Annotated in this window: 20 protein-coding genes and 1 pseudogene; 14 read left to right on the plus strand and 7 right to left on the minus strand. The window is 64.0% G+C overall.

The window, feature by feature from the left end; all coding sequences use genetic code 11:
• Positions 1-61 precede the first annotated feature (61 nt).
• Both HHJ18_RS15245 and HHJ18_RS15250 read left to right on the plus strand, forming a co-directional pair.
• A complete protein-coding gene (locus HHJ18_RS15245) occupies positions 62-1,048 on the plus strand; it encodes a glycosyltransferase family 2 protein (protein ID WP_296916705.1) in 987 nt (328 codons plus the stop codon).
• Positions 1,030-1,422 carry a GtrA family protein gene (locus HHJ18_RS15250; protein WP_296916706.1) on the plus strand — a complete coding sequence of 131 codons (393 nt, stop codon included), beginning with the start codon at positions 1,030-1,032 and terminating at the stop codon, positions 1,420-1,422. The genes HHJ18_RS15245 and HHJ18_RS15250 overlap by 19 nt, the downstream gene beginning before the upstream one ends.
• On the opposite strand, the gene HHJ18_RS15255 is transcribed toward HHJ18_RS15250, so the two are convergent.
• The 4 genes from HHJ18_RS15255 to HHJ18_RS15270 form a co-directional block, all read right to left on the minus strand.
• Positions 1,318-2,952: a glycosyltransferase family 39 protein gene (locus tag HHJ18_RS15255; protein WP_296916707.1), complete on the minus strand. Its 1,635-nt coding sequence runs from the start codon at positions 2,950-2,952 to the stop codon at positions 1,318-1,320. The genes HHJ18_RS15250 and HHJ18_RS15255 overlap by 105 nt on opposite strands.
• A 3-nt stretch (positions 2,953-2,955) precedes the next feature.
• Positions 2,956-3,774 carry a ChbG/HpnK family deacetylase gene (locus tag HHJ18_RS15260; RefSeq protein WP_296916708.1) on the minus strand — a complete coding sequence of 273 codons (819 nt, stop codon included), beginning with the start codon at positions 3,772-3,774 and terminating at the stop codon, positions 2,956-2,958.
• A complete protein-coding gene (locus tag HHJ18_RS15265) occupies positions 3,771-4,682 on the minus strand; it encodes a LysR family transcriptional regulator (RefSeq protein WP_296916709.1) in 912 nt (303 codons plus the stop codon). The genes HHJ18_RS15260 and HHJ18_RS15265 overlap by 4 nt, the downstream gene beginning before the upstream one ends.
• A 72-nt stretch (positions 4,683-4,754) precedes the next feature.
• Positions 4,755-5,681, minus strand: coding sequence for an HTH-type transcriptional regulator ArgP (locus HHJ18_RS15270; RefSeq protein ID WP_296916710.1), 927 nt, complete (start codon positions 5,679-5,681; stop codon positions 4,755-4,757).
• 143 nt (positions 5,682-5,824) lie between these two features.
• Here HHJ18_RS15270 and HHJ18_RS15275 point away from each other — a divergent pair, with 143 nt between their 5' ends.
• The 6 genes and pseudogenes from HHJ18_RS15275 to HHJ18_RS15295 all read left to right on the plus strand — a co-directional run bounded on the left by HHJ18_RS15275 (position 5,825) and on the right by HHJ18_RS15295 (position 12,150).
• A complete protein-coding gene (locus HHJ18_RS15275) occupies positions 5,825-6,481 on the plus strand; it encodes a LysE family transporter (RefSeq protein ID WP_296916711.1) in 657 nt (218 codons plus the stop codon).
• 615 nt (positions 6,482-7,096) lie between these two features.
• Positions 7,097-8,464, plus strand: a complete 1,368-nt coding sequence (locus tag HHJ18_RS15280) for a HAMP domain-containing sensor histidine kinase (protein WP_296916712.1) — start codon at positions 7,097-7,099, stop codon at positions 8,462-8,464.
• An 88-nt stretch (positions 8,465-8,552) separates the two neighbouring features.
• Positions 8,553-8,699, plus strand: a pseudogene (locus HHJ18_RS20995) (DNA-binding response regulator); the annotation flags it as partial.
• A 117-nt stretch (positions 8,700-8,816) separates the two neighbouring features.
• A complete protein-coding gene (locus HHJ18_RS21000) occupies positions 8,817-9,053 on the plus strand; it encodes a sigma 54-interacting transcriptional regulator (RefSeq protein WP_366558857.1) in 237 nt (78 codons plus the stop codon).
• A gap of 113 nt (positions 9,054-9,166) precedes the next feature.
• Complete coding sequence (locus HHJ18_RS15290) at positions 9,167-9,868, plus strand: haloacid dehalogenase type II (RefSeq protein WP_296916714.1); 702 nt, start codon at positions 9,167-9,169, stop codon at positions 9,866-9,868.
• Positions 9,869-9,939: 71 nt separating this feature from the next.
• Positions 9,940-12,150, plus strand: coding sequence for a malate synthase G (locus HHJ18_RS15295; protein WP_296916715.1), 2,211 nt, complete (start codon positions 9,940-9,942; stop codon positions 12,148-12,150).
• Between the two features lie 183 nt (positions 12,151-12,333).
• Here HHJ18_RS15295 and HHJ18_RS15300 read toward each other — a convergent pair whose 3' ends face one another.
• Positions 12,334-13,746: an SEC-C metal-binding domain-containing protein gene (locus HHJ18_RS15300; RefSeq protein WP_296916716.1), complete on the minus strand. Its 1,413-nt coding sequence runs from the start codon at positions 13,744-13,746 to the stop codon at positions 12,334-12,336.
• Between the two features lie 307 nt (positions 13,747-14,053).
• Between HHJ18_RS15300 and HHJ18_RS15305 the strand changes: the two genes are divergently transcribed.
• From HHJ18_RS15305 to HHJ18_RS15315, 3 genes are all read left to right on the plus strand, one after another.
• Positions 14,054-16,588, plus strand: a complete 2,535-nt coding sequence (locus tag HHJ18_RS15305; RefSeq protein WP_296916717.1) for a DUF1631 family protein — start codon at positions 14,054-14,056, stop codon at positions 16,586-16,588.
• 308 nt (positions 16,589-16,896) lie between these two features.
• Positions 16,897-17,724, plus strand: coding sequence for a fused MFS/spermidine synthase (locus HHJ18_RS15310; RefSeq protein WP_296916718.1), 828 nt, complete (start codon positions 16,897-16,899; stop codon positions 17,722-17,724).
• 134 nt (positions 17,725-17,858) lie between these two features.
• Positions 17,859-18,131, plus strand: a complete 273-nt coding sequence (locus HHJ18_RS15315) for a hypothetical protein (protein WP_296916719.1) — start codon at positions 17,859-17,861, stop codon at positions 18,129-18,131.
• A gap of 48 nt (positions 18,132-18,179) precedes the next feature.
• Here the strand turns inward: HHJ18_RS15315 and HHJ18_RS15320 are convergent, their stop codons facing one another.
• Positions 18,180-18,860 (minus strand): hypothetical protein, encoded by a 681-nt coding sequence (locus HHJ18_RS15320; RefSeq protein WP_296916720.1) that lies wholly within the window; start codon positions 18,858-18,860, stop codon positions 18,180-18,182.
• 250 nt (positions 18,861-19,110) lie between these two features.
• Between HHJ18_RS15320 and HHJ18_RS15325 the strand changes: the two genes are divergently transcribed.
• The 3 genes from HHJ18_RS15325 to HHJ18_RS15335 all read left to right on the plus strand — a co-directional run bounded on the left by HHJ18_RS15325 (position 19,111) and on the right by HHJ18_RS15335 (position 21,012).
• Positions 19,111-19,881, plus strand: a complete 771-nt coding sequence (locus HHJ18_RS15325) for a Crp/Fnr family transcriptional regulator (protein WP_296916721.1) — start codon at positions 19,111-19,113, stop codon at positions 19,879-19,881.
• Between the two features lie 139 nt (positions 19,882-20,020).
• Positions 20,021-20,212, plus strand: coding sequence for a 4-oxalocrotonate tautomerase (locus HHJ18_RS15330; protein WP_296916722.1), 192 nt, complete (start codon positions 20,021-20,023; stop codon positions 20,210-20,212).
• A 2-nt stretch (positions 20,213-20,214) separates the two neighbouring features.
• Entirely contained in the window at positions 20,215-21,012 is a 798-nt protein-coding gene (locus tag HHJ18_RS15335; RefSeq protein WP_296916723.1) for a class II glutamine amidotransferase, read from the plus strand.
• A gap of 6 nt (positions 21,013-21,018) precedes the next feature.
• Here HHJ18_RS15335 and gshB read toward each other — a convergent pair whose 3' ends face one another.
• Positions 21,019-21,978 (minus strand): glutathione synthase, encoded by a 960-nt coding sequence (gene gshB / locus HHJ18_RS15340; RefSeq protein WP_296916724.1) that lies wholly within the window; start codon positions 21,976-21,978, stop codon positions 21,019-21,021.
• Positions 21,979-22,131: the final 153 nt, after the last annotated feature.

Genomic DNA, 22,131 nt, shown 5'->3' on the forward strand with positions numbered 1-22,131 from the left:
GACCGCGCAAGCGATCTGCCGGGTTTTGCTTTTGAGCCGTTTTATTTGGCATGATGGGGCAATGATTTCCCGCGCTCACCTGACCCCGTCCATTTCATGCGTCATGCCCGCCTTCAACGAGGCGTGCAACCTCGGCGTCGTGGTGCCGCATACGCTGGCTGCGCTGCAACAACTGACTTCCCAGGCCGAACTGATTGTGGTGGATGACGGCAGCAGCGACAACACCGCCAGCGTCATGGAAACACTCTGCGCAGCCCATGCCCAGCTGGTGTACATCCAGCTTTCGCGAAACTTTGGCAAGGAACACGCGCTCACTGCCGGCCTGGACAGGGCGCGCGGCGACACCATCGTGATAATGGATGCGGACGGCCAGCATCCGACCTCGGTGCTGGCCGACATGTTGTCGAAATGGCAAGAAGGTGCCGACGTGGTGTACGCGGTGCGCAAAAGTCGCAACGACCAGTCCGGCTTGCAAGCCGGACTGGTGGGGCTTTTTTACCGGCTCATCAACTGGGGCAACCACATCGAGATCCCGGCCCACGCGGGCGACTTCCGCTTCATGGACCGCAAGGTGGTGAATGCCCTGAAGGCCTTGCCGGAGCGCAACCGTTTCATGAAGGGCCTGTATGCCTGGGTCGGCTTCAACAGCACGGCGATTGACTACGAACCGCTGGCGCGCGTGGATGGCCGCACCAACTTTGGCCTGCGCAGCTCGTTTGGGCTGGCCTTGACCGGCATGGTGGCTTTTTCTACCGCGCCGCTGCGGCTGTTGGCCTGGCTGGGCTTTCTGATGGCCGCTGGCGCGCTGGGCTTCGGCAGCTGGGTGGTGCTGGAGCATTTCATCTGGGAGATGGCCGTGCCCGGCTACGCCACCCTGGTGGTGGGCATGATGTTTTTAAGCGGCATTCAGCTGCTGAGCATTGGCATTCTGGCCGAGTACGTGGGGCGTATTTACGAGGAAGTAAAGCAGCGGCCCAGCTATGTCGTGGCGCGGCGCGGCGGCCAGGGCTTGCCTGACCCCTGCGACGAATGCCCGCACCAAGCTTGACCGTGGCGCGCCAGAACGCGCTCTGGTTCCTCGCCGTGGGTGGCGCCGCCGCGCTGACGCATTTGCTGGTCTTTAGCCTGACGCAGCACCAGATGTGGCCCGAACTGGCCAATGCCATCGGCTTTTTGGTGGCTTTTTTTGTAAGCTTTTTCGGCCACCGGCTGCTCAGTTTTCGCGACGCCAGCACCAGCGTGGCACAGAGTTTTCAGCGCTTCGCCGTCACCGCATTGGCCGGCTTTGCCACCAATGAAGCGATGTTCGTACTGCTGCTACGCGGCGCCGGCTGGCCCGCGCTGCTGGCCTTGCTGCTGGCCTTGCTGGGCGCCGCTGCCCAAACTTATTTCCTCAGCCGCTTCTGGGCTTTCCGGCGCTGATTCGGTGCCCTGATCGAGCGGTTTGTACAGCGACCAGGCGCGCCCTACGAACACCCGGACAAAGCCGCCCAGCTCGACTTTATGACGCGCTAGCACCCACACCCCCCGTTCCCCGCGCTGAGTCAGGTCCAGCGCCAGCAACCGGGGGGTTTGCAGAACGCCGGCGGCCGGCGGCTCAAAATCAGCGCCCTCCAGCATCTCGTGCTGCCAGTCGTCGCCGGGGAACTGGCGCAGTGCGGGCCAATCTTGAAGCACCACCATGTGCGTACTCGCTCGACGATAAAACGGCAGATCGTAGGCAAAGTCGTTGAGTAGATAGACCGTGTCTGAGGGCTGAGCCCCCGCCGCTTCGAGCGCCTGCGCGATATCTTGTGTGGCGTATTTTTTGGTGTACTCGGCCGCCGCCAGATTGGCCCCGATGGCAATTCCGATACTGACCACGCACAGCGCTGCAAACCACCGGGCTTGTGCAGGTGCACCGAGCTTGAGCCGGGCCATGGCGTCGTCCCAACCCAGCGCCGCCAGCAGCGCCAACGGCGGCATCACCGGCAAGGCATAGCCGATGATCTTGGAGTGCGGAATGGAGAAAAAACCGATGATCGCTAGCAGCCAGATCCAGCCTAGTGCCGTGCCGGCGCCAGGCCTCGCATCCGCTATTGATTTTGTAGCTGTCTGCGCCCGTCTTGCCTGGGCTACAGCCTGATTGATCGCAAAAATGACCCACGGAAAGAGCAGCACCAGCAGCGCCAGCCCGTAAAACCACCAGGGCTGGGCGTTGTTAAAGGTGGTGGCGCTGAAGCGGGCCACCTGCTGCGTGCCAAACATGTAATCCAGCATGCCCGGAAATTTCTGCCCTGCCAGCCAGAACCAGGGTGCGGCAATCAACCCAAACAGCAGCAGCCCTGAAATCCAGGGCAGGTAGAAAATTTTCTTGAACTGCCGGGTCCAGAGCAGCCAGATCAGCAGCACCAGGCCCGGCAGCGCCACGCCAATCAGCCCCTTGGACAACACGCCGAAAGCGCAGGCCACAAAGCCCCAGCGCGCCAGCGCTGCGTGCGGCTTGTCGCCGTGCATGAAGGCCAGCGCAAAGCACCAGATGGCCACGCCTATCCAGGCTGCGACCAGCATGTCGTGGTTCACGTACTGCCCGCCAATCAGAAAGGAAAGGCTGGTACCCAGCATCCAGACAGCGCGACGCGCTATGGTTTCAGTAGCAAATTGGCGCGCGCCCAGGTATAGCGCGAGCAGCATCAGCCCGGCATGCAGCGCCGGTACCAGGCGCAGCGCCCAGGAGTGCACGCCAAACGTGGCGAGCGACAGCGCCTCCAGCCAGTACAGATAAGGCGGTTTGTGAAAAAACGGTATGCCGTTCAGGCGCGGCGTCAGCCAGTCGCCGCTGACCAGCATCCAGCGCCCGATCTCGCCGTAGCGGCCTTCGTCGGGTACGGCCAGCGGTCGAAAGGCGGCCAGCATCAGCAGCAGCACAAACAGGGCAGCCAGCGTCAGCCTGGATTTGCGTTGTTCGGTCATGCTTTAAAGGATGGGCGCACCGCGCGAAAGAGCCACGCCGGCACGCGCCAGCGCCTGCGAAAAGGCGTCGCTGGCCAGATAGTCATGCTCCCAGGTGCGTGCCGCGCCAATCGCATCAAGCGCCTCGGCACGCACGGCGGGGTGGCACATGATGATGCCGCCCGCCGGCGTGTCCTGCAGCCAGCGCGCCATCAGCGTGGCGTAGCGCTGCGCCCCGCCGGTGAAATCGTAAATACCCGACAAGGCCGGCGCGCAGGCAATGCCGGCCGCGCCCGCCCCGTGCGCCAGCGCGCCGGCGCCGAGCCTTGCGATAACCTGGGTCTTGAAGCTCTTATCCGTTATTGCGCCCTTGGATAAACGAAAGTATGCTCTGTTTTTTATAGCATAGCGCTGCTCCATTGCGGCCACCAGGGCGTCACGGATGCCGGCAAACTGCTGCACATGCTGGTGCCCGTCGATGTGGTCGGGCGGGCCCTGCCAGACCGCTTCAAAGGCGTTGAGCTGACGCTCTATCACCGCACGCGCGGCCGCCCGGTTAAAACCGCCCAGCACGGCCTTGAGCATCGCGCCCGTCAAAGACACGCCATGGCCGGCACTGCGCGCAAACGCGCTGGTCCAGTCCAGATGCAGGCCCACGTCGATGCGCCCGCGCAGTTCTTGCAGCAGTGCGGCGTCCTGTGCCCAGCGCGGCGACAGCACCATGACGCTGGTGGCACTGATGCGCCCCGCGAACGCCAGCGCGGCAATGCCTTGCGAGGCGGCCGCGTTCAGCGCGAAGTCGTCAGCGCACACAATCAGGCGCTTGAGCGGCGCAGTGGTCATGCCACACCCTTCCAGAACGCCGCCTGTCCGTAGTGGTGCTTCAAAAAATCAATCCACAAGCGCACCCGCAGCGGCAAATGCTTGCGCTGCGGGAACACCGCGTAAATGCCATTGGGCGGCGCCGCAAAGTCCTCCAGCAGCGCCAGCAACCGGCCATCGGCCACTTCCGATTCGACCTCCCAGCTGCTGCGCCAGGCGATGCCGTAGCCAGCCAGACACCAGTCGTGCAGCACCTGGCCGTCCGAACAATCCAGCGGACCGCCGGGCTTCAGGTGCACCAGTTCGCCGTCGACCGTGAAAGCCCAGCCACGCGTCTGCGAGGCATCGCTGGACAGCGTCAGACAGTCAAAGCGGGCCAGCGCGCTGGGGTGCTGCGGTGTGCCGTGGCGCTTCAGATATTGCGGCGTGGCCACGCACAGGCGCCGGTTGTCGGCCATGCGCACGCTGACCAGCGAGGAGTCGGGCAAATCGCCGACGCGCACCGCGCAGTCAAAGCCTTCGCCCGCCAGGTCCATCACGCGGTCGCTCAGGTTCAACGAGATGGTGACGTCCGCATGCTGCTCGCGAAATCGGGGCATCAGCGGCGCCACATGGCGCCGGCCAAAGCCGGCCGGCGCGGTGATGCGCAAGTGCCCGCTGGCTTTCGCACCGCCGGCCGACACGCTGGCCTCGGCATCGGCCAGCTCTGCCAGCAGGCGCTGGCAGTCTTCCAGAAAGGCACTGCCCTCGTGCGTCAGGGTGATGCGCCGCGTCGTACGTAGCAGCAACCGCACATCCAGCCGCTGCTCCAGCGCATCCAGGCGCCGCCCCATGATGGCGGGCGCCACGCCCTCGGCCTTGGCCGCCGCCGTCAGGCTGCCGCGTGCCACCACCGATACAAAAGATTCGAGCTGCTTGAGTTTGTCCATGCGCAGGGATTATCGGTTGCACCTCGGCGCTGCCTGATTCGAGACTTTACCCAGGTGGCCCGGAGTGAACGCTTAAGTGGTTGAAGGCTGTATCAGTCGTGCCAGCGCGGCCTGCTTCACCGCCCGCGTGAGGCGCTGGGCCAGCACGGATTCGCGCGCCCAATGCTGCCAGTAAAGCGCCACATCCACCGGGTGGCCGGGCCAGACCTCGACCAGCGGCGGCTGCCGCGCGCGCGCTGCGAGCAGCAGGTCGGGCACCATGCCCCAGCCGAGGCCGAGTTCCAGCGCCAGCTCAAAAGCATCCACCGCCGGCACAAAGTGGCGCGGGTACACGGCTTCGCGCAGCCCGAAATGCTGGGTCAGGTAGGCGTCCTGCAGCGCGTCCTTGCGGTTAAAAATGATCGCCGGGCTGCCAAGCAATTGGTGCGCCAAAGCGGCGGCACCTGCTGTGGCATGGGGACCCCACTGCGCCAGCAACGCTGGCGCCGCGACACAGCGGTAGCGCATCAACCCGAGCGGCTCTGCCACACAGCCACGCAGCGCACGCGCCAGCGTCGTGACGCAGCCGGTGACGTCACCGCTTTTGAGCGCGTCGTGGGTGTGGTCCTGGTCGTCAATCACCACGTCAATCAAGAGACGATGCTGCTGCAGCACAGGCGCCACGCCGCCCAAAAACCAGCCGGTCAGTGAATCGGCATTGACCGCCACTGAGAGCGACTGCATGCGCCCGGCCTGGCCCGCGTCGCCGCCCTGAAGGCCTCCCAGCAAATCGGTCTCCATCAGCCGCACCTGCCTGACATGGCCCAGCAGCGCCTGCCCGGCGGGGGTGGCCCGTACCTGCTTGCCCCGCACCAGCAGCCGCCGGCCCATGGTTTCTTCCAGCGATTTGATGCGCAGCGACACGGCCGCCAGCGTCAGCGAAAGAGCTTTGGCGGCCGCGCCAAAGCTGCCGTATTCAATCACGGCGGCAAGCGCGTCCAGCTGGCGGGCATCAAGCATTTTTTATTGAGTTTTTGTTTAGTGATAACAATTTTAGTTAACTTTATTTAATCAAAAATGGATTCGCACGACACTTGGAACCTGACGCCCATTCTTCCCGTTTGGTCCGGATTTTTTTGCCTCGCCTTTTAACGTCCTGACCCATGAATCTGTTCATCGCCCCGGCATTCATTGCAGGCTTCCTGTTAAGCCTGTCACTCATCATGGCCATTGGCCCGCAAAACGCGCACGTCATGCGCATGGGGCTGTTGCGCCAGCATCTGTGGCTCACGATAGCCATCTGCGTGCTCACCGACATCGCGCTGATCGCCGCCGGCGTCGGCGGGCTGGCCCAGTTAGGCGGACTTTCCGACAAGCTGCTCGGGGCGATGACGGGCGCGGGCGCGCTGGTGCTGGCTTTATATGGTGCCCAGGCGATGCGGCGTTTTTTGACCCCCCCGCTGACGCAACCCGCGCAAGCGGAGGCGGACGCGGCAGTTGGCTGCGCTGCGGACCCGGCCGGCATGTCGCGGCGCCGCGCCGTCGGGCTGGCGCTGGCGCTTTCATGGCTGAACCCGCACGCCTGGCTGGACACCGCAGTGGTGATTGGCAGCGCCTCGCTGGCTTACGCGCAGCCCGACAACGCGGTCTTCGGGCTGGGTGCAGCGACCGGCTCGGTGCTGTGGTTTGGCATGCTGGGCCTGGCCATGCTGGTCCTCGGGCATCGCCTGAACTCACCCGGCATCTGGCGCGCACTCGACGCACTGGTGGCGCTGATGATGTGGGGCACCGCTCTGTGGCTGCTGCTGGGCTTGCTGTAAATCAGGCAGTCTGAGCCGAGGCGTGCGATCACCCTGGCGGCTTCTGGCCGGTGCAGCAACTGAAGCAGTGGCCGTGCCGGCGCGAAGGGCCGCGCCAGCGGGCTGCGGCCCGGCTGCGGCTGCGGCTGCGGCTGCGCGCCGTCAGGTTTAACAGGTTTTAGCCGTTTTACCCATCAAATATGCCTCTAGACCATATAGCACGGGCGCAAGCAGCTATCTATTTTATAGCATTATTGACTCAAAACCTGGTCGACAAACCCAGGCCTGCGGGCAGCCCGGCAAACAGACCTGAGATCCGGGCGAGGCGGCGGTTCGATCAAAACCCAACTGGAGTGGGCCCTCATCAAAAAAAAAGGTTTGCTGGAGCGCATGCTTTCTTCTTGGGTTAAACCCAGCCCCCGGTGCGCAGACCTGCACGGACAGCGTGGTTAGATACTTTCCAAGGCGGTAAACATGCCACGCTGCAATAGCCGGAAAACAGCGCCATGAACCAATGCGGTGGCGTCGCAGCCGCAGACGGTAGGGGTGAAATCATCCGCTCAACCCCAGACGCTGAGTGATTTTGACTTGAATCAATTAGCATGTGACCGTATTCACCGCGAGGAAAAAGGCGCCATGGACCCTGCTTTTGAAGTGTCAAAGCCGTTCAACCTGAAGCGGCGCTTCGCCCTCACCAGTCTGGTGGTGATCACCGCCATGGCGCTGGGCCTGAGCTGGCTGCTGTCAGACATGCTGACCCGGCGCATGCTGCAGCGCGAAGGCGAGGTCAGCATGGACTTCATCCAGAACCTGATGCGCACCGACGACTCCGCGCGTTTTCTGGCCGACGCGAATGACCCGGAGCTGCGCGTGCGTTTCCTCAATTCGATGGCGCATATTGCTTCCATGCGCGAACCGGTGCGCGCCAATGCCTACACGCTTGACGGCACGGTGGCCTGGTCCACCGATGAAAATCTGGTCGGCAAGCGCTTTGCCGACAACGACGAATTGAAGGAAGCGCTGAGCGGCAAGCTGGTCGTCAAAAGCGGCGATACCGAGGACACCCTCGGCGCCAAGACCGAGCATGAGGGACTGGCTTCGCGCACCACCAAATTTGTCGAAAGCTATATTCCGATCCTGGATCCACAAAGCAACCGCGTCGTCGGTGCGATGGAGCTTTACAAGACACCGGCCCGCCTCACCGCGGCGATCCAGGAAGGCCAGATCTACCTTTGGGTGGCCTGCGGTATCAGTGGCACGGGGATATTTCTGGCGCTGTACTGGATCGTGGCGCGCGCCGACCGCAGGCTGCGCGCGCAGCAGGCGCGCCTGGCCGAAGCGCAAAGCCTGGCGGCGGCGGTCGAGCTGTCCAGCGCCGTGGCGCACAACCTGCGCAACCCGCTGGCATCGATCCGGGTCTCGGCCGAGATGCTGCTGGACAGCGAGCCGCTGTCCAGCCAGGCGGAGGTGCTCGAACATTGCCAGGACATCACCAACGCGGTGGACCGCGCTGACCGCTGGATCACCGAACTGGTACGCGTATCGCAGGCGACGCAGTTGCAGCCCGAAGCGGTACCACTGGGGCCGCTGGTGCGTGCCTGCTTTGAAGAAATGCGCCCCGAGATGGAGCGGCGCCGCATCAGCTGGCAGCTGCCTGAGCACGACGCCGGTCAGGTGCAGGCGCACACCGCCATGCTGCGCCAGATCATCCTGAGCATTATTGCCAACGCGGTAGACGCCATGCCGCAGGGCGGTCAGCTGCGCGGCGTCTGGCGCGCTGACGGTGGCCGGCAGCTGCTGCAGCTGATAGACAGCGGCCAGGGCATTCATGAGGAGATGCGCAAGCGCCTGTTCCGGCCATTTTTCAGCACCAAGAGCGGCGGGCTGGGCATCGGACTGGCGCTCGTCAAGCGCATGGTCGAGCAGTGGCATGGCAGCGTCACACTCAGCGCCGTTCTGCCGCACGGCACCTGCGTGGAAATTTCGCTACCGCGCGCGGACTGAAAGGAACGCTGCCATGGCCACCTTGCTGGTGATTGAAGACGAGTTGGCGCTGGCCAAGAACATCACGCGCTAGTTTGAAAAGCTCAACCACAAGGTGGCGGTGGCGCACGCTGGCCCAAGCGGCATTGATCTGGCCAGGGCGCTCATGCCCGACGTGATGATTGTCTATTTTCAGTTGCCCGGAATGGACGGGCTGGAGGTCATTCGCGCGCTGCGCCGCATCGACGAGCAGGTGCGCACCGTGGTGGACCGCGCGCTGACCGACAGTGGCACGCGCCGGGCGCTGGCCTATTACCAGCGCCGTGAAGCCGACCTCTGCAGCCTCGACTGTTTTCTGGGCGAGTCCGCGCCCATGGCGCCGCTGCGTGATCTGGTGCGTGCCATCGCCGCCAGCGAACCGCTCCTGGCGGCGCTGGTGCAGACGGGCCAGTTCAGGCGCGACTTGCTGTACCGCTTGCGCGTGCTGCAAATCAGTATTCCGCCGCTGCGCTGGCGCGGCGACGACGCCCGGTTGCTGGACGTCAGCCGCGACACCTTGCGCTACCGCATGGCGCGCCACCGGCTGCAGCGGCCCGCAGCGGCGCCGTAAATAGCGGGTGTGCCTGGAGGCGCGCAGCGTTTTTTTGATTGCTGCATTTTTATGGCAGATTAAGCAGTTGCTGAGTACTAAATAGCGCTTAAAGCTTGCAATACACTCGTGTGATGAGTTCCAACGCCACCTTTTTAACGCCACAAGCGGTCTTGTTCGACGCCTACGGCACCCTGTTTGACGTCTACAGCGTGGCTTCGCTGGCTGAACAACTGTTTCCTGGCCAGGGCCAAGCGCTCAGCGTGCTGTGGCGTGACAAGCAGATTGAGTACACCCGGCTGGTCACCACCAGCAACGACGGTGCGCACTACCAGCCGTTTTCGGCGCTGACGCGCGCCGGCCTGCGTTACGCCTGCAAAAAATTCGGGCTGGACCTGAACGCCGAGCGCGAAGAGCAGCTGATGAACCAGTACCGCCACCTGAGCGCCTTTCCCGAAAACAAGGAAGTGCTGCGCGCGCTCAAGGCGCGGGGCCTGGTCACCGGCATTTTGAGCAATGGCGATCCCGACATGCTGGGCGTGGCGGTGCGCAGCGCCGGGCTGGAGGGCCTGCTTGACCATGTGCTGAGTGTGGACGGCCTGCGCAAATACAAAACAGATCCTGCGGCTTACGCGCTGGGCCCGCAGGCCACCGGCCTGAAGCCCGCGCAGATCCTGTTTGTCAGCTGCAACGCCTGGGACGCGCTGGCCGCCACTTGGTATGGCTACCAGACGCTGTGGGTGAACCGCTACAACCTGCCGTTTGAAGAACTCGGCACACAGCCGACGCGCACCGGCAGCAGCCTGCGCGATGTGCTGCGCGCTTTCCCAAACTGAGTTTTCCGGCCTGAATTTTTCTCTTCGGTTTTTTTAGTAATTTTTTAGTTTTATCTAGAAGGCTTTCGCACATGACCATTCCCCGCACCGCCGTTCACCGCCTGCAAGTTGCCAGCGTCCTGCACCGTTTCATTGAAGACAACGTGCTGCCCGGCAGCGGCGTCAAAAGCGCCAGCTTCTGGAAAGGCTTTGACGCCATCGTTGCCGCGCTGGCGCCTAAAAATATCGCCCTGTTGGCCGAGCGCGAGCGCCTGCAGGCCGAGCTCGACGTCTGGCACAAGGCCAACCCCGGCCCCATCACCGACACCCGGGCCTACCGCGCCTTCCTGACAAAAATCGGCTACCTGGTCCCTGCACCGGGCAAAGTCAAAACCACCACCAGCAACGTCGACGCCGAACTCGCCATCCAGGCCGGCCCGCAGCTGGTGGTGCCGGTACTGAACGCGCGCTACGCGCTCAACGCCGCCAACGCGCGCTGGGGCAGTTTGTACGACGCGCTGTACGGCACCGACGCGCTGTCCGAGGCCAAAGGTTGCCAAAAGGGCAAACGTTACAACCCCAAACGCGGCGCCAAAGTGATTGAATACGCCCGCCATGTGCTGGACCGCACTGCGCCGCTGCGCAAGGGCTCGCACATCGACTCGCAGGCCTACAGCATCAAGGCCGGCAAGCTGGTCATCAAGCTGCAGGACGGCAGCAACACCAGCCTGGCCGATCCAGCCCAATGCCTCGGCTTCCAGGGCGAGGCCAAAGCGCCTAGCGCCGTGCTGCTGCAGCACAACGGCTTGCACATCGACATCCAGATCGACCGCAGCACGCCGATTGGCGCCAGCGACCCGGCCGGCGTCAGCGACCTGGTGCTGGAAGCGGCGCTGTCAGCCATCATGGACCTGGAAGATTCGGTCGCCGTGGTCGATGCCGATGACAAAGTGCTGGCCTACAGCAACTGGCTCGGCATCCTCAAAGGCACGCTGACCGAAGAAGTCAGCAAGGGCGGCAAAACCTTCACGCGCGGCCTCAACCCTGACCGCGTCTACACCGGCCTGAGCGGAAAAACCGTCACGCTGCATGGCCGCTCGCTGATGTTCGTGCGCAACGTCGGCCATTTGATGACGAATCCGGCGATTCTTTACACCGCCAAGGACGGCAGCGTCAAGGAAATCCCTGAAGGCATTCTGGACGCCGTGATCACCACCACCATTGCGCTGCACGACCTGCAGCGCAAGGGCCAGAGCGGCATCAAGAACTCGCGCAAAGGCTCGGTCTACATCGTCAAGCCCAAGATGCACGGCCCGGCCGAAGTCGCCTTTGCCGCCGACCTGTTCAGCCGCGTTGAAAAGCTGCTGGGCCTGCCCGACAGCACCGTCAAGCTTGGCATCATGGACGAAGAGCGCCGCACCAGCGTCAACCTGAAGGCCTGCATTGCCGCCGCCGCCAGCCGCGTCGCCTTCATCAACACCGGCTTTCTGGACCGTACCGGCGACGAGATGCACAGCGTTATGCAGGCCGGCCCCATGATCCGCAAGGGCGACATGAAGACCAGCACCTGGATTGCCGCCTACGAGCGCAGCAACGTGCTGACCGGCCTGGCCTGCGGCCTGCGCGGCAAGGCGCAAATCGGCAAAGGCATGTGGGCCATGCCCGACCTGATGGCGGACATGCTCAAGCAAAAAATCGCGCACCCGATGGCCGGCGCCAACACCGCCTGGGTGCCGAGTCCCACCGCCGCCACCCTGCATGCGCTGCACTACCACCAGGTGCTGGTCAGCAGCGTGCAGAAAGAGCTGCAGGCAAGCGCCACCGACAAGCAAATCGACCAGCTGCTGGACGGCCTGCTGCAAGTGCCCGTGATGGCTAATCCCAACTGGTCAGACATCGAAAAGCAGCAGGAACTTGACAACAACGCCCAGGGCATTCTGGGCTACGTGGTGCGCTGGATCGACCAGGGCATCGGCTGCTCCAAGGTACCCGACATCCACAACATCGCCTTGATGGAAGACCGCGCCACCCTGCGCATCAGCAGCCAGCATATGGCCAACTGGCTGCTGCACGGCGTGGTGAGCGAAGCGCAGGTGAAAGAAACCTTCGAGCGCATGGCCGCCGTGGTCGATGGCCAGAACGCCGGTGACCCGCTGTACAAAAACATGGCCGGGAACTTTGAGACCTCGGCAGCGTACAAGGCCGCTTGTGACCTGGTGTTCAAGGGCCTGGAGCAGCCGAGCGGCTACACCGAGCCGTTGCTGCATGCCTGGCGCTTGCAGGTGAAGGCCGGCACCGTCTGAGCTGACAAGCGCAGAACGCTATCAATTAGATAGCTGCTAACACCCGTTCTGCATGGGGTAGCGGCCTGTTTAATGCTTGAAATCCGAAAACGGCACCTGCGGGTGCCGTTTTCATTGGCGCGCCACTCAGGCCAGCGGCAATACCGAGCCCTTGCTGCAGGCCTGGTTGAAACAGCCGTCCAGCTATCGCCGAAGCCCCAGCGCATCCCACAAGAACTGGTAGGAAATGGCGCGGCGCCCCTGCTGCGCGGCCTGCTGCGTTTCGCCGTCTTCATAGCTGCGCAGCAGGCCCTTGACGCGCTCCAGCCCTGGCGCGCTCTGGATCGCCTGACGCGGCGTGCGCCCTTCCAGTATGGGAATGGCTTCGTCCGCCCAGTTCTTGTAGCTGCGCTTGATGGCAGTTTCGACGGCGCCGGCCAGGGTCTCGGCATCAAGTCCCGCTGGCATGTTTGAAGCTGTTTTCGCTTGCGGCATCGCCTGTCCCTCCATGCGCGACATCAGCGCCTTGGGGTCGGACACTTCGCGCAGTTCAAACTTCACCGAGCCCCCGGCCAGCACGTCGAACCAGGCGCGGCCCTGTTCGGCCAGCGTGGCCGTCTTGTACGACACACTCACGCGGTCGCCACCCGGCTTGGCGTTGATGGTGGCTAGCGAGCGGGTGTTACCGTCGTCGCAATCGAGCAAGAGATTCCAGCCCGCTTCGCGATCGCCCTCCACCTCCGGCTCTCTTTTCAGCGCGGCAGTGAGCGCGTCCCAGTCCCGCACAGCGTAGTGGTCAGAGATGAACAGCAGCGGCTCGCCGGAATGGCGGTCAATGATTTCTGGTAGCGGTTCGGGCCGCAGATGCTGCGCCAGCCAGCTCTCGATGATTGTGAGTCCGGCCATGAGAATGTCGTCTTCCTCGTGCAGGTTGGGAACAGCAGCCTGCTCGCGCAGCTTGGCCTGAACGGCGCGCCCGGCCCAGGCCGAGAACGGATAGATCGCGCCGGAAAACTGGTGCCGCCCGCCCACTGCCATCACGCGCGCGCCGATCTGGTTGCCCGCCTGCATTGACTGGCTGCCGGCGCGCTCGTCCACCACCAGCGGCGGCTGGTCGGTAGCCAGCGCGTCGCACACAGTAACACCCACGCCGGGCACCACCTCGGTCACGTCGTACAGGCGCAGCGGCCGGCGCGCATGCTGCTCCAGCCAGGCGCGCTGGCCGGTTGACAGCAGCGGCCCGCGCGGGCCCAGCAACAACTCGGCGACGCGTTGCCGCCCGTCCTTGACCTGAATGTCGCCCTCGGCCAGCAGCCATTCGACGAGGTTGATATGGAGGGCCTGCCGCACTGCCACATCCAGGCCGGCCATGGCAGCGCGCGCTTCGTCTTCGTTGTCGTCGCATATCTCCAGGACCGCGTCGTCCATCCCCGTTTGCAATGCCGCGGCAAAGCCCTTGCGATGGTGCTGCGCCAGCCAGGCCATCGCAAGCGCAATCGCACCCTCATGCGACCCGGCCGGGGCTGCCGCAGGCGCCGCCGGTTGGCCGCAGCAGTGCTTGTACTTCTTGCCACTGCCGCAGGGGCAGGGGTCGTTACGTCCAATTTTTTCGCTCATGGTCGGGCACTTCAGGATAGGGTTGACATTTCAAACATGAAAAAAAGTCTACCAGCCGCCTGTCCCGGCGGTGCTGCGTCACCAGGTCATGCGGTACCAGCAGGCATCCATTGCGCGCCCTGGCTTTGCAGATCAGCGCAGGGCGCTATCAATTAGATAGCTGTTAACGCCCATCCGCGCTGGTCTAGAGGCTTATTTGATTACTTTTCCGGGAAACGACAGCGGCCGCAGCGGTTTTATGGAGGCCCGCGCGGGTGGTGGCGCACCACCCGCAGGCGGTCAAATTCTGCGGTACCCTTCGAAACACATGACAGCGCAACCTGACATTCTGCAATCCTGCCTCCAGCAGGCGGCCCAGGCGGCCTGGCCAGCGCTGAAGCGCTGTATTGAGGACGCGGTGGCGGCGCTGCAGGTGGCGGAAACCCAAAGCCTGAAGCTGGTCGAGCGCGATGCGCTAGCGGCGGCCTGGCGCGGCTTGCTGGACCAGCAGGCGGCCTGGCGCGAGCACTACCCGGCCGCGCTGCTGGTCCTCTTTCATGCCGGTGTGACGCAGGCCCCGTCGCCGGGTGCGCTGCCGCCTGACACGGCCGCAGCGTTGTCCCACGGCGATCTTTCTCTGGTCGATGACGCTGACGTGGCGCAGGCGATTGAATCGTCGCGTTTGCTGCAGCAAATTTTGCCGGTGCTACAGCACACGCTGGCTGAACTCGACACGCTGATGAGCGGCGTGCAGGGCCTGCCCAATGTCAGGCCGGAGCTCAATCCGCTGCGACCGCAGGCCTTCGCGCAGGCGCTGCGCGAACTGGTCGCCGCCAGCGCGGTGAAACCGTCCACCCAGGCGCTTTGGCTGCGCTATTTGGCCGACCCGCTGGGGCGCGAACTGCAGCGCTTGTATGAGCGCATCGTCAACCAGCTTGAGCTGGCCCAGGTGCGGGGTGCGAGCTACCGCGTGCTGCCGACGCCTGCCAGCGTCGCCGGGCGGCGCGGCACCGGCCAGGCCGCGGCTGACACCGGTTCGGGCGGTGGCGGCGCGGGCCCGGGCGGCTATCTGTCTGACGAGCCGATGGCGCCGCCGCCCTCGCACTACGCCGACCTGTCGGACGACGACATCCAGCACGAATTGCTGCAGGACTTTTTGTTTAATGATGGCAGCCGGGCGCACCACGGCCTGGCACCGGCTTACTACGCCACCATCGAGGAAGAACTGACGGCGCTGAAAGCGGCGCGCGAGCCGGTGCCGGCAGCGCCCGCTGCGGCAGCTGATGCGGCACTGGATGAGGAAGCCGAGACGCCATCGGACTACCGCAGCCTGCCGCCGCCTGAGCGTCCCGCGCGCCCTGTCGATGAGCGTAGCGCGCTGAGCCAGCAGCTGTGGGGCGCCTTTGGCCGGGCGCGCGAGCGCGCCATCGTGCGCACGCAGCTTAAAAAAGACGCCCGGCAGGTCGGCCAGGTGCTGGGCCTGGAGGTAGTGCGCAAGCTGGTCGGCCAGGTGGCGCAAGACCCGCGCTTGCTGCCACCGCTGCGCGAAGCCATCGTGGCGCTGGAGCCGTCGCTGCTGCGCCTGGCGATGCGCGACCCGCGCTTTTTCAGCGACGAGCACCACGCCGGGCGCCGCCTGCTTGAGCGCGTGGCGCAGCGCAGCTTCAAGTACAACGATGAATTCAGCAGCGAATTTCTGACCTTTTTCGAGCCGGTGGCGGCCGCCTTCAACGCGCTCAACGGGCAGGTCATTGAAGATGCGCGGCCGTTTGAAGGGGCGCTGGCGGCGTTGCAGGACGGCTGGGACGGGCAAGACCAGCTAGAGGCGCAGCAGCGCCAGCACGCGCTGCAGGCGCTGCGTTTTGCCGAGGAGCGCCAGACCCGGGCCGACCAGATTGCCCTGACGCTCAGTGCGCGTTCGGACCTGGACAAGGTACCGGGTCTGGTGCTGGATTTTCTGTTCGGCCCCTGGGCGCTGGCGATGGCGCATGCCAGGCTGACTGACACGCGCCAGCAGGTCGACCCGCTGGGCTTTGGCTCAGTCGTGCCCGATCTGCTGTGGAGCGTCAAGCGCGACGTCACGCTGCGCCAGCCGGCCAAGCTGATCGCGATGATCCCTACTCTGCTGGGCCAATTGCAGGCCGGACTGCAGTTGCTGGGCCAGCAGCCGCGCGAGAGCGAAGCGTTTTTTGCGGCCTTGATGAACCTGCACCGGCCGGTGCTCAAGCTGCGCCGCCTGAAAAGTCAGCGTGATGCCGACGAACCGGATGCGCCGGCGCTGCCGCCCGAAGCACCGGCGGCCACGCCCGAGCAGCGCCGCGCCAAGGCGGCGCCGCTGCCCTGGCTGGCGCGTGACGAGCTCGACGCCGCCGGCTTTGAAGACACGCTGCCGACCGACTTTGATGAACTGGCGCCGCGGCAAAAGGAGCAGGAAGGGCAGGAAGGGCCCGCAGCGGCGGCTGAATCTTTGCTGGCGCCAACTACGGCAGTCAGCGCAGCAACCGATCCCGCAGCGCCGCTTGCCGAGGCGATGGCGCCGCCGGACGCTGCGCCACCGGCAAGCGCTCCTGTCAACCCAGCTAGCGGCCTCAGCGACGCCGAAGCGCTGCTGCTGAGCCTGCGGCCAGGCAGCTGGGTCGACCTGTATTCACGCCAGCGCTGGCTGCGCGCCCAGCTGGTCTGGGCCAGCAGCCAGGCTATGCTGTTCATGTTTGTCAGCCACGGCGGCCAGGCGCATTCCATGACCCGGCGCAGCTGCGAGCGTCTCCTCAATGCGCGCCTGCTGCGCCCGGTCGAGACGCACGGCGTGGTTGCGCAGGCGCTGGACGGCGTGATGAAAGCGGCAGCGCCGCCGGCGCAGTGAGCCTGCCTGACGACCTTTCGGCTTCCATTTTGGCCGCGCGCGTTAAATCGGCTGGACCGTCGCGAACTTAGTATGCTATTAATTCGATAGCTATTTGCGCCCGTACTTAAAGGGCTACAGGCCCATTTAATCAGTTTTTCGCTGCCGCGGCTGCCGTCAAGCAGCTTATTTCCTCTTTGGCCCTTGCCATAGCGCGCCGATAATAGGGTGGTCTGGCTTGCTGCCCGGCGCCGTTTCATGCCCTTTCCCCCTTCCCCCTTTTCCATTCCATTTTTGTTGCAGCACGGTCCCTGCGTGGCGGGGCTGCGGTGAAAGCTGACGTCGCCACGTCCCCAGACAGCGCGCTGATGGCGCCCGCGCAGCCCGGCGATTTTTTGTCGTTGCAGTTTGTCCAGCCCTTTGTGCGTAACGACGGCGCGGCCAAGTCGCTGCATTTCACGCTGGGCGAACTGCAAAGCCGCATGCTGACACGCATGCCCTGGCGCCTGGAGGTTGACTACACCCGCACCATGATGGGATTTCTGCTGTTCCGGCCGGCGCCTGTGCATATCTGCATGATTGGCCTGGGCGGCGGCTCGCTCGCCAAATTCTGTTACCGCCAGCTGCCGGCAAGCAAAATGACGGTGCTGGAGATCAACCCCTACGTGATTGCGCTGCGGCGCGAATTCCAGATCCCTGACGACGACGAACGCTTCACCGTGGTCGCCGCCGACGGGGCGCTTTATCTGCAAAACGCGCAAGGCGAAAACCCTGACTTCGATGTGTTGCTGGTCGATGGCTTTGACCAGGAGGGCCAGCCACCCGCCCTGTGCTCGCAGCGCTTTTATGACGACTGCTTTGCCGCGCTGGCCGAGGGCGGCGTACTGGCGGTCAACCTGCATTACGACCACCCCGACTACCCGGTGCTGGCAGACCGCATCAGCCGCAGCTTTGGCGGCAACGCGGTTGAAGTGCTGGCTGAGGAAAAAAGCAACGCCATCGTGTTTGCCTCAAAAGGCCAGGCGATTTCGCCGCGCAACATGAGCCTGCCACACAGCCTGGCCGGGCTGGACCAGGCGGCGCGTATGCAGCTCAAGGGAGAACTGGTGCGGATTGCCTGGGAGATGAAAAACCTGGACCAGCACGGCCTTGCTTAAGCTGAAAATCGCAGCTTAAAGGGGTTGGCAGGACGCGCTCCGGTGCTGGCGCGCGGCCCCGTCCGACGCCTGGCGCCGGCCCGCTTTGGCAAACTGAGGTGGCCCAGGCGATCAGTCAAGGAACGCAACCCCCCATGAAAACCAACTACTCTTTTGCGGTGCAGTACAGCGCCAACTCAGGCACCGCGCAGGCGCAGCGCGACAAAGTCATGGGCGCGCTCGAGCCCCTGCTGCAACAAGGCCTGAGGGCCGAGGACAGCAATGCCCGCGTGCTGGTCAGTGACAGTCACAAAGGCGCTGACCACAAGCTGGTCGAGCTGGTGACGACGCTGCAGGACGCGCAGATTGCGCGCATTCTGAAGACTTTTGCCGAGCAGTACGGCGTCAGTGTGAGCGCCTTCGAATAGCCCGCTCTAGCCGGCCCGCTCTGCCGCGAAAGCTGAATCCCCACGCGCTCAAGGAGCGCGCCTGCCGGCTGCCGATGACGCTTCGGCCGGATTAAGCGCCGGGTTTCCCCGCACAGCCGGAATGGCGCCGTTCGGCGCGACGACCGGCGGCCCGGTTGAAGGCGAAGCGCCATCGCCGTTCGGCGCGAACACTTTCGACTGTCGCGCTGGTGGCGGTTTTGGTGCTGGCGGCGGCGCTGACGGCGGCAGCGGAATGGGCGTGCGTTGAATGGTGGGCGCGCCTGGCAGGGGCGCCGGCGCAGCAGCGCTGGCGGCCGCCTCTGTAGGGAGCTTTAAGACAATGCGCAGCTGCGCGCCGTCGCTCACAATGGCCTCGCGCCGGCTGACTTCCTGAACCACGAAGCCAGGCGCGATTTCTGTGCCAACCGCCAGCGGACGCGGCGGCTGGCCATCAACCGACACCAGCACCGCCCCGCCACCGCTTTCGCTGGTGGCAATCACCCCTGACAGCACAAATCGATTTATTGCGGCCGCTGCAGGTACGGCTGCGGCAGGCTGGGCGCCGAGCAGCCGGGCCACGACAGCCTGGCGCGCGGTGGGGTCAGCAGTCGGAGCCTGAACGAAAGCAGCGGGCACTCGCGGGGCCGCGCCACGGCCCATCAGGCGTAAACCCCAATACACCACGCTGGCCGCAGCCAAAACCCACAACAGTGCGGTGAGCAACCGCACGGTCCAATTTCCTTGCATTCCTGGATTTTTGATTGGATCCCATTAAATTTCAAGCCCGACCTAGACCGGTTGTCTGCGCCTTGACGCAAAAAAAAACGTTTTGATAAAGTTTTCACCAATGGTTTCCAACGGGAAACAAACAGGCGCCGTGTGCTCCGGTGTAATCAGTAGGGGGAAAGCAGAAAAACACATGCGCGTTTTCTGGATTGAACCGGCCCCGGTTCAACCGCCAAGTCCAAGGGGAAGTTTGATGCTTCAAAAAGATCTTTCTCTGGCGAACCGCCTGATCTCGGCCTTGCCGGCGCGACAGCGTGGGGTACTTCTTACACACTGTGAGCTGGTGGAGCTCAAGCTACATAAAGTGCTGATTGAATCCGGCGCGCCGCTTGAGTACGCCCACTTTCCGATGGACAGCTTTATCTCCGCCGTCTTGCCGGTATTGGACGCACCCGATGTGCAGGTGGCGTTGGTTGGCAATGAGGGCATGGTCGGCACCTCGATGGTGCTGGGCGGCAACACTTCGGCGCTTACCTGCAAAGTCCAGCGCAGCGGGCGGGCCTATTGCATACACCGGACGGCACTGCAGCACTTGCTCAGTGAAGACCTCGATTTGCGCGACATCCTCAATCGCTACGTAGGTGTGCGCCAAACCCATCTGGCGCAGCAAGCCGCTTGCCTGAACTACCACTCGGTCGAGCAGCGGCTGGCGCGCTGGCTGCTGATGGCGCGTGACCGGGCGCAGTCCATCGAGGTTTTCCTGACCCACGAAGTACTGGCCGCCATGCTGGGCGTGCGGCGCGAAAGCGTGACGCGGATTGCCGGCCTGTTTCAAAAACGCGGCCTGATCAGCTACAGCCCGGGCTACGTGATGCTGCTGGACGAAACCGGGCTGCTGCGGCTTTCCTGCAGTTGCTACCAGTCCGATCTGCTGTCGTATCAGCGCGCTCTCGGCGACCTCATGCCCGAGGCCCCGGCCCAGCATTTGTCAGAAAACGAAGCGGGCGACAGCTATTCAATATGAAATCAATAGCAGCTTACGCCCGTTGCTATTGAGCTAGAAGGTTATTTGCCAGATAAATCGGTTACCCAAAGCCTGTCGCGCGCCCCTGCTTTTAAACTAGGCATGTACCAACAACCCGATTCAATCAATCAAGGAAACCATGCCCACCTACCACGTAGAAATGCTCGAAGGCCGCAGCATCGAGCAGAAAAAGCAACTGGTCGAGGCCATCACCCGCATCAGCGTTGAAATTCTCGGCGGCCAGAGCGACTCCGTCGACATTCTCATCAGCGACATCAAGCGCGAGAACTGGGCCACCGGCGGCAAGCTCTGGACGGAGCCGAGAGACTAAGCATGTGCCAGCTGCTCGGCATGAACTGCAACGCGCCGACCGACGTGACCTTCAGCTTTCGCGGCTTTGCGCAGCGCGGCGGCCGCACCGACGACCATGCGGACGGCTGGGGCATTGCCTTTTTCGAGGGCGACGGTAGCCCCGGCAGCGCAGGCTGCGACAAGGGCCTGCGCCATTTTGTCGACCACCTGCCGGCCAGCGCCTCACCGGTGGCCGAGCTGATTGGCCGCTACCCGATCAAAAGCCGCAACGTCATTGCGCACATCCGCAAGGCAACTCAAGGGCGAGTGGCGCTGGAAAACTGCCACCCCTTCGTGCGCGAGTTGTGGGGCCGCTACTGGGTGTTTGCGCACAATGGCGACCTGCAGGGTTTTACGCCCCGGCTGCACGGCAGCTTCCGGCCGGTCGGCAACACCGACAGCGAGCGCGCTTTTTGCTGGATCATGCAGGAGCTGGTCAAGTCGCATGCCGGCGTGCCCAGCGTGGCCGAGCTCAGCATCACGCTGCGCGAACTGGCGGCGCAGATTGCCCGCCACGGCACGTTTAATTTCATGCTGAGCAACGGCCAGGCGCTGTGGGCGCATGCCAGCACCCGCCTGGTGTACGTCGAGCGACGCCACCCGTTTGCCCATGCCCGGCTGAGCGACGAAGATCTCAGCGTGAACTTTGCCGAACACGCCAGTCCGACCGACCGCGTCACGGTGGTGGTTACGGCGCCGCTCACCACGAACGAAAACTGGATCGCTTTTGCGCCCGGTGAGCTGAAGGTGTTTGAGGATGGCGCGCTGGCGGCAGTCTGAAATTTTTCAGGCAGCCGCCAGCGCAGCTTCCAGCGCATCGATAAACATGGCGGCCACATCAAAGCCGGTCTGCTGAAAAATTTCCTGAAAGCAGGTCGGACTGGTCACGTTGATCTCGGTAACGTAGTCGCCAATCACGTCAACGCCCGCCAGCAGCAAGCCGCGCGCCGCCAGCACCGGGCCCAGCGCTTCGGCAATTTCAAAGTCGCGCGGCGTCAGCGGTTGCGCCACGCCCAGGCCACCAGCGGCCAGGTTGCCGCGCACCTCGCTGCCCTGCGGAATGCGCGCCAGGCTGAACGGCACCGGCTTGCCGCCAATCACCAGCACGCGCTTGTCGCCCTGGGCAATCTCGGGCAGAAACTTCTGCACCATCACGCTTTGCGCGCCCTCCTTGTTCAGCGTTTCGGTGATGCTGCCCAGGTTCAGGCCGTCGGCCTTGACGCGGAAAATGCCCATGCCGCCCATGCCGTCCAGCGGCTTGAGGATGATGTCGCCGTGCTCGGCGTGAAAGCGCTTGATGTCGGCGGCGCTGCGCGTCACCAGCGTCGGGCCGCTGAACTGCGCAAATTCGAGAATCGCCAGCTTCTCAGGGTGGTCGCGCAGCGCACGCGGCTGGTTGAAGACCCGGGCGCCCTCGCGCTCGGCCTGCTCGAGCAGATGCGTGCTGTAAAAATACTCGCTGTCAAACGGCGGGTCCTTGCGCATCAGGACCGCGTCGAAACTGGCGATGGATGCCAGCCCGTCGGGACGGGTTTCATCGGCGACAAACCAGGCGTCGGCTTCGCCCGTCAGCGCGATGTGGCGTACCTGGGTGGTGACCTGGCCGCCGGTTTGCCAGCTGATGTTCTGCGGCTCGCAGGCGCTGACGCGGTGACCGCGCCTTTGCGCCTCGCGCATCATGGCAAAGGTGGTGTCCTTGTAGGGCTTGAACGCCTCAAGCGGGTCGGCAACAAAGAGAATGTTCATGGGGTTTAAAGGCTTTGGAGGTGGTGCGGGGGTGGGACGGCGCCGGCGATTCACAGTCGACTTACAGGCGAGGCGCGGGCTAGTGGCTATTGTTGTACAAACAGCGCCGCCCTGCGCTTGACCCCGAGACCAAGGCTGCATCGGCTGTGGCCA

Source organism: Polaromonas sp. (assembly GCF_012927455.1).
GTDB lineage: Bacteria > Pseudomonadota > Gammaproteobacteria > Burkholderiales > Burkholderiaceae_C > Polaromonas.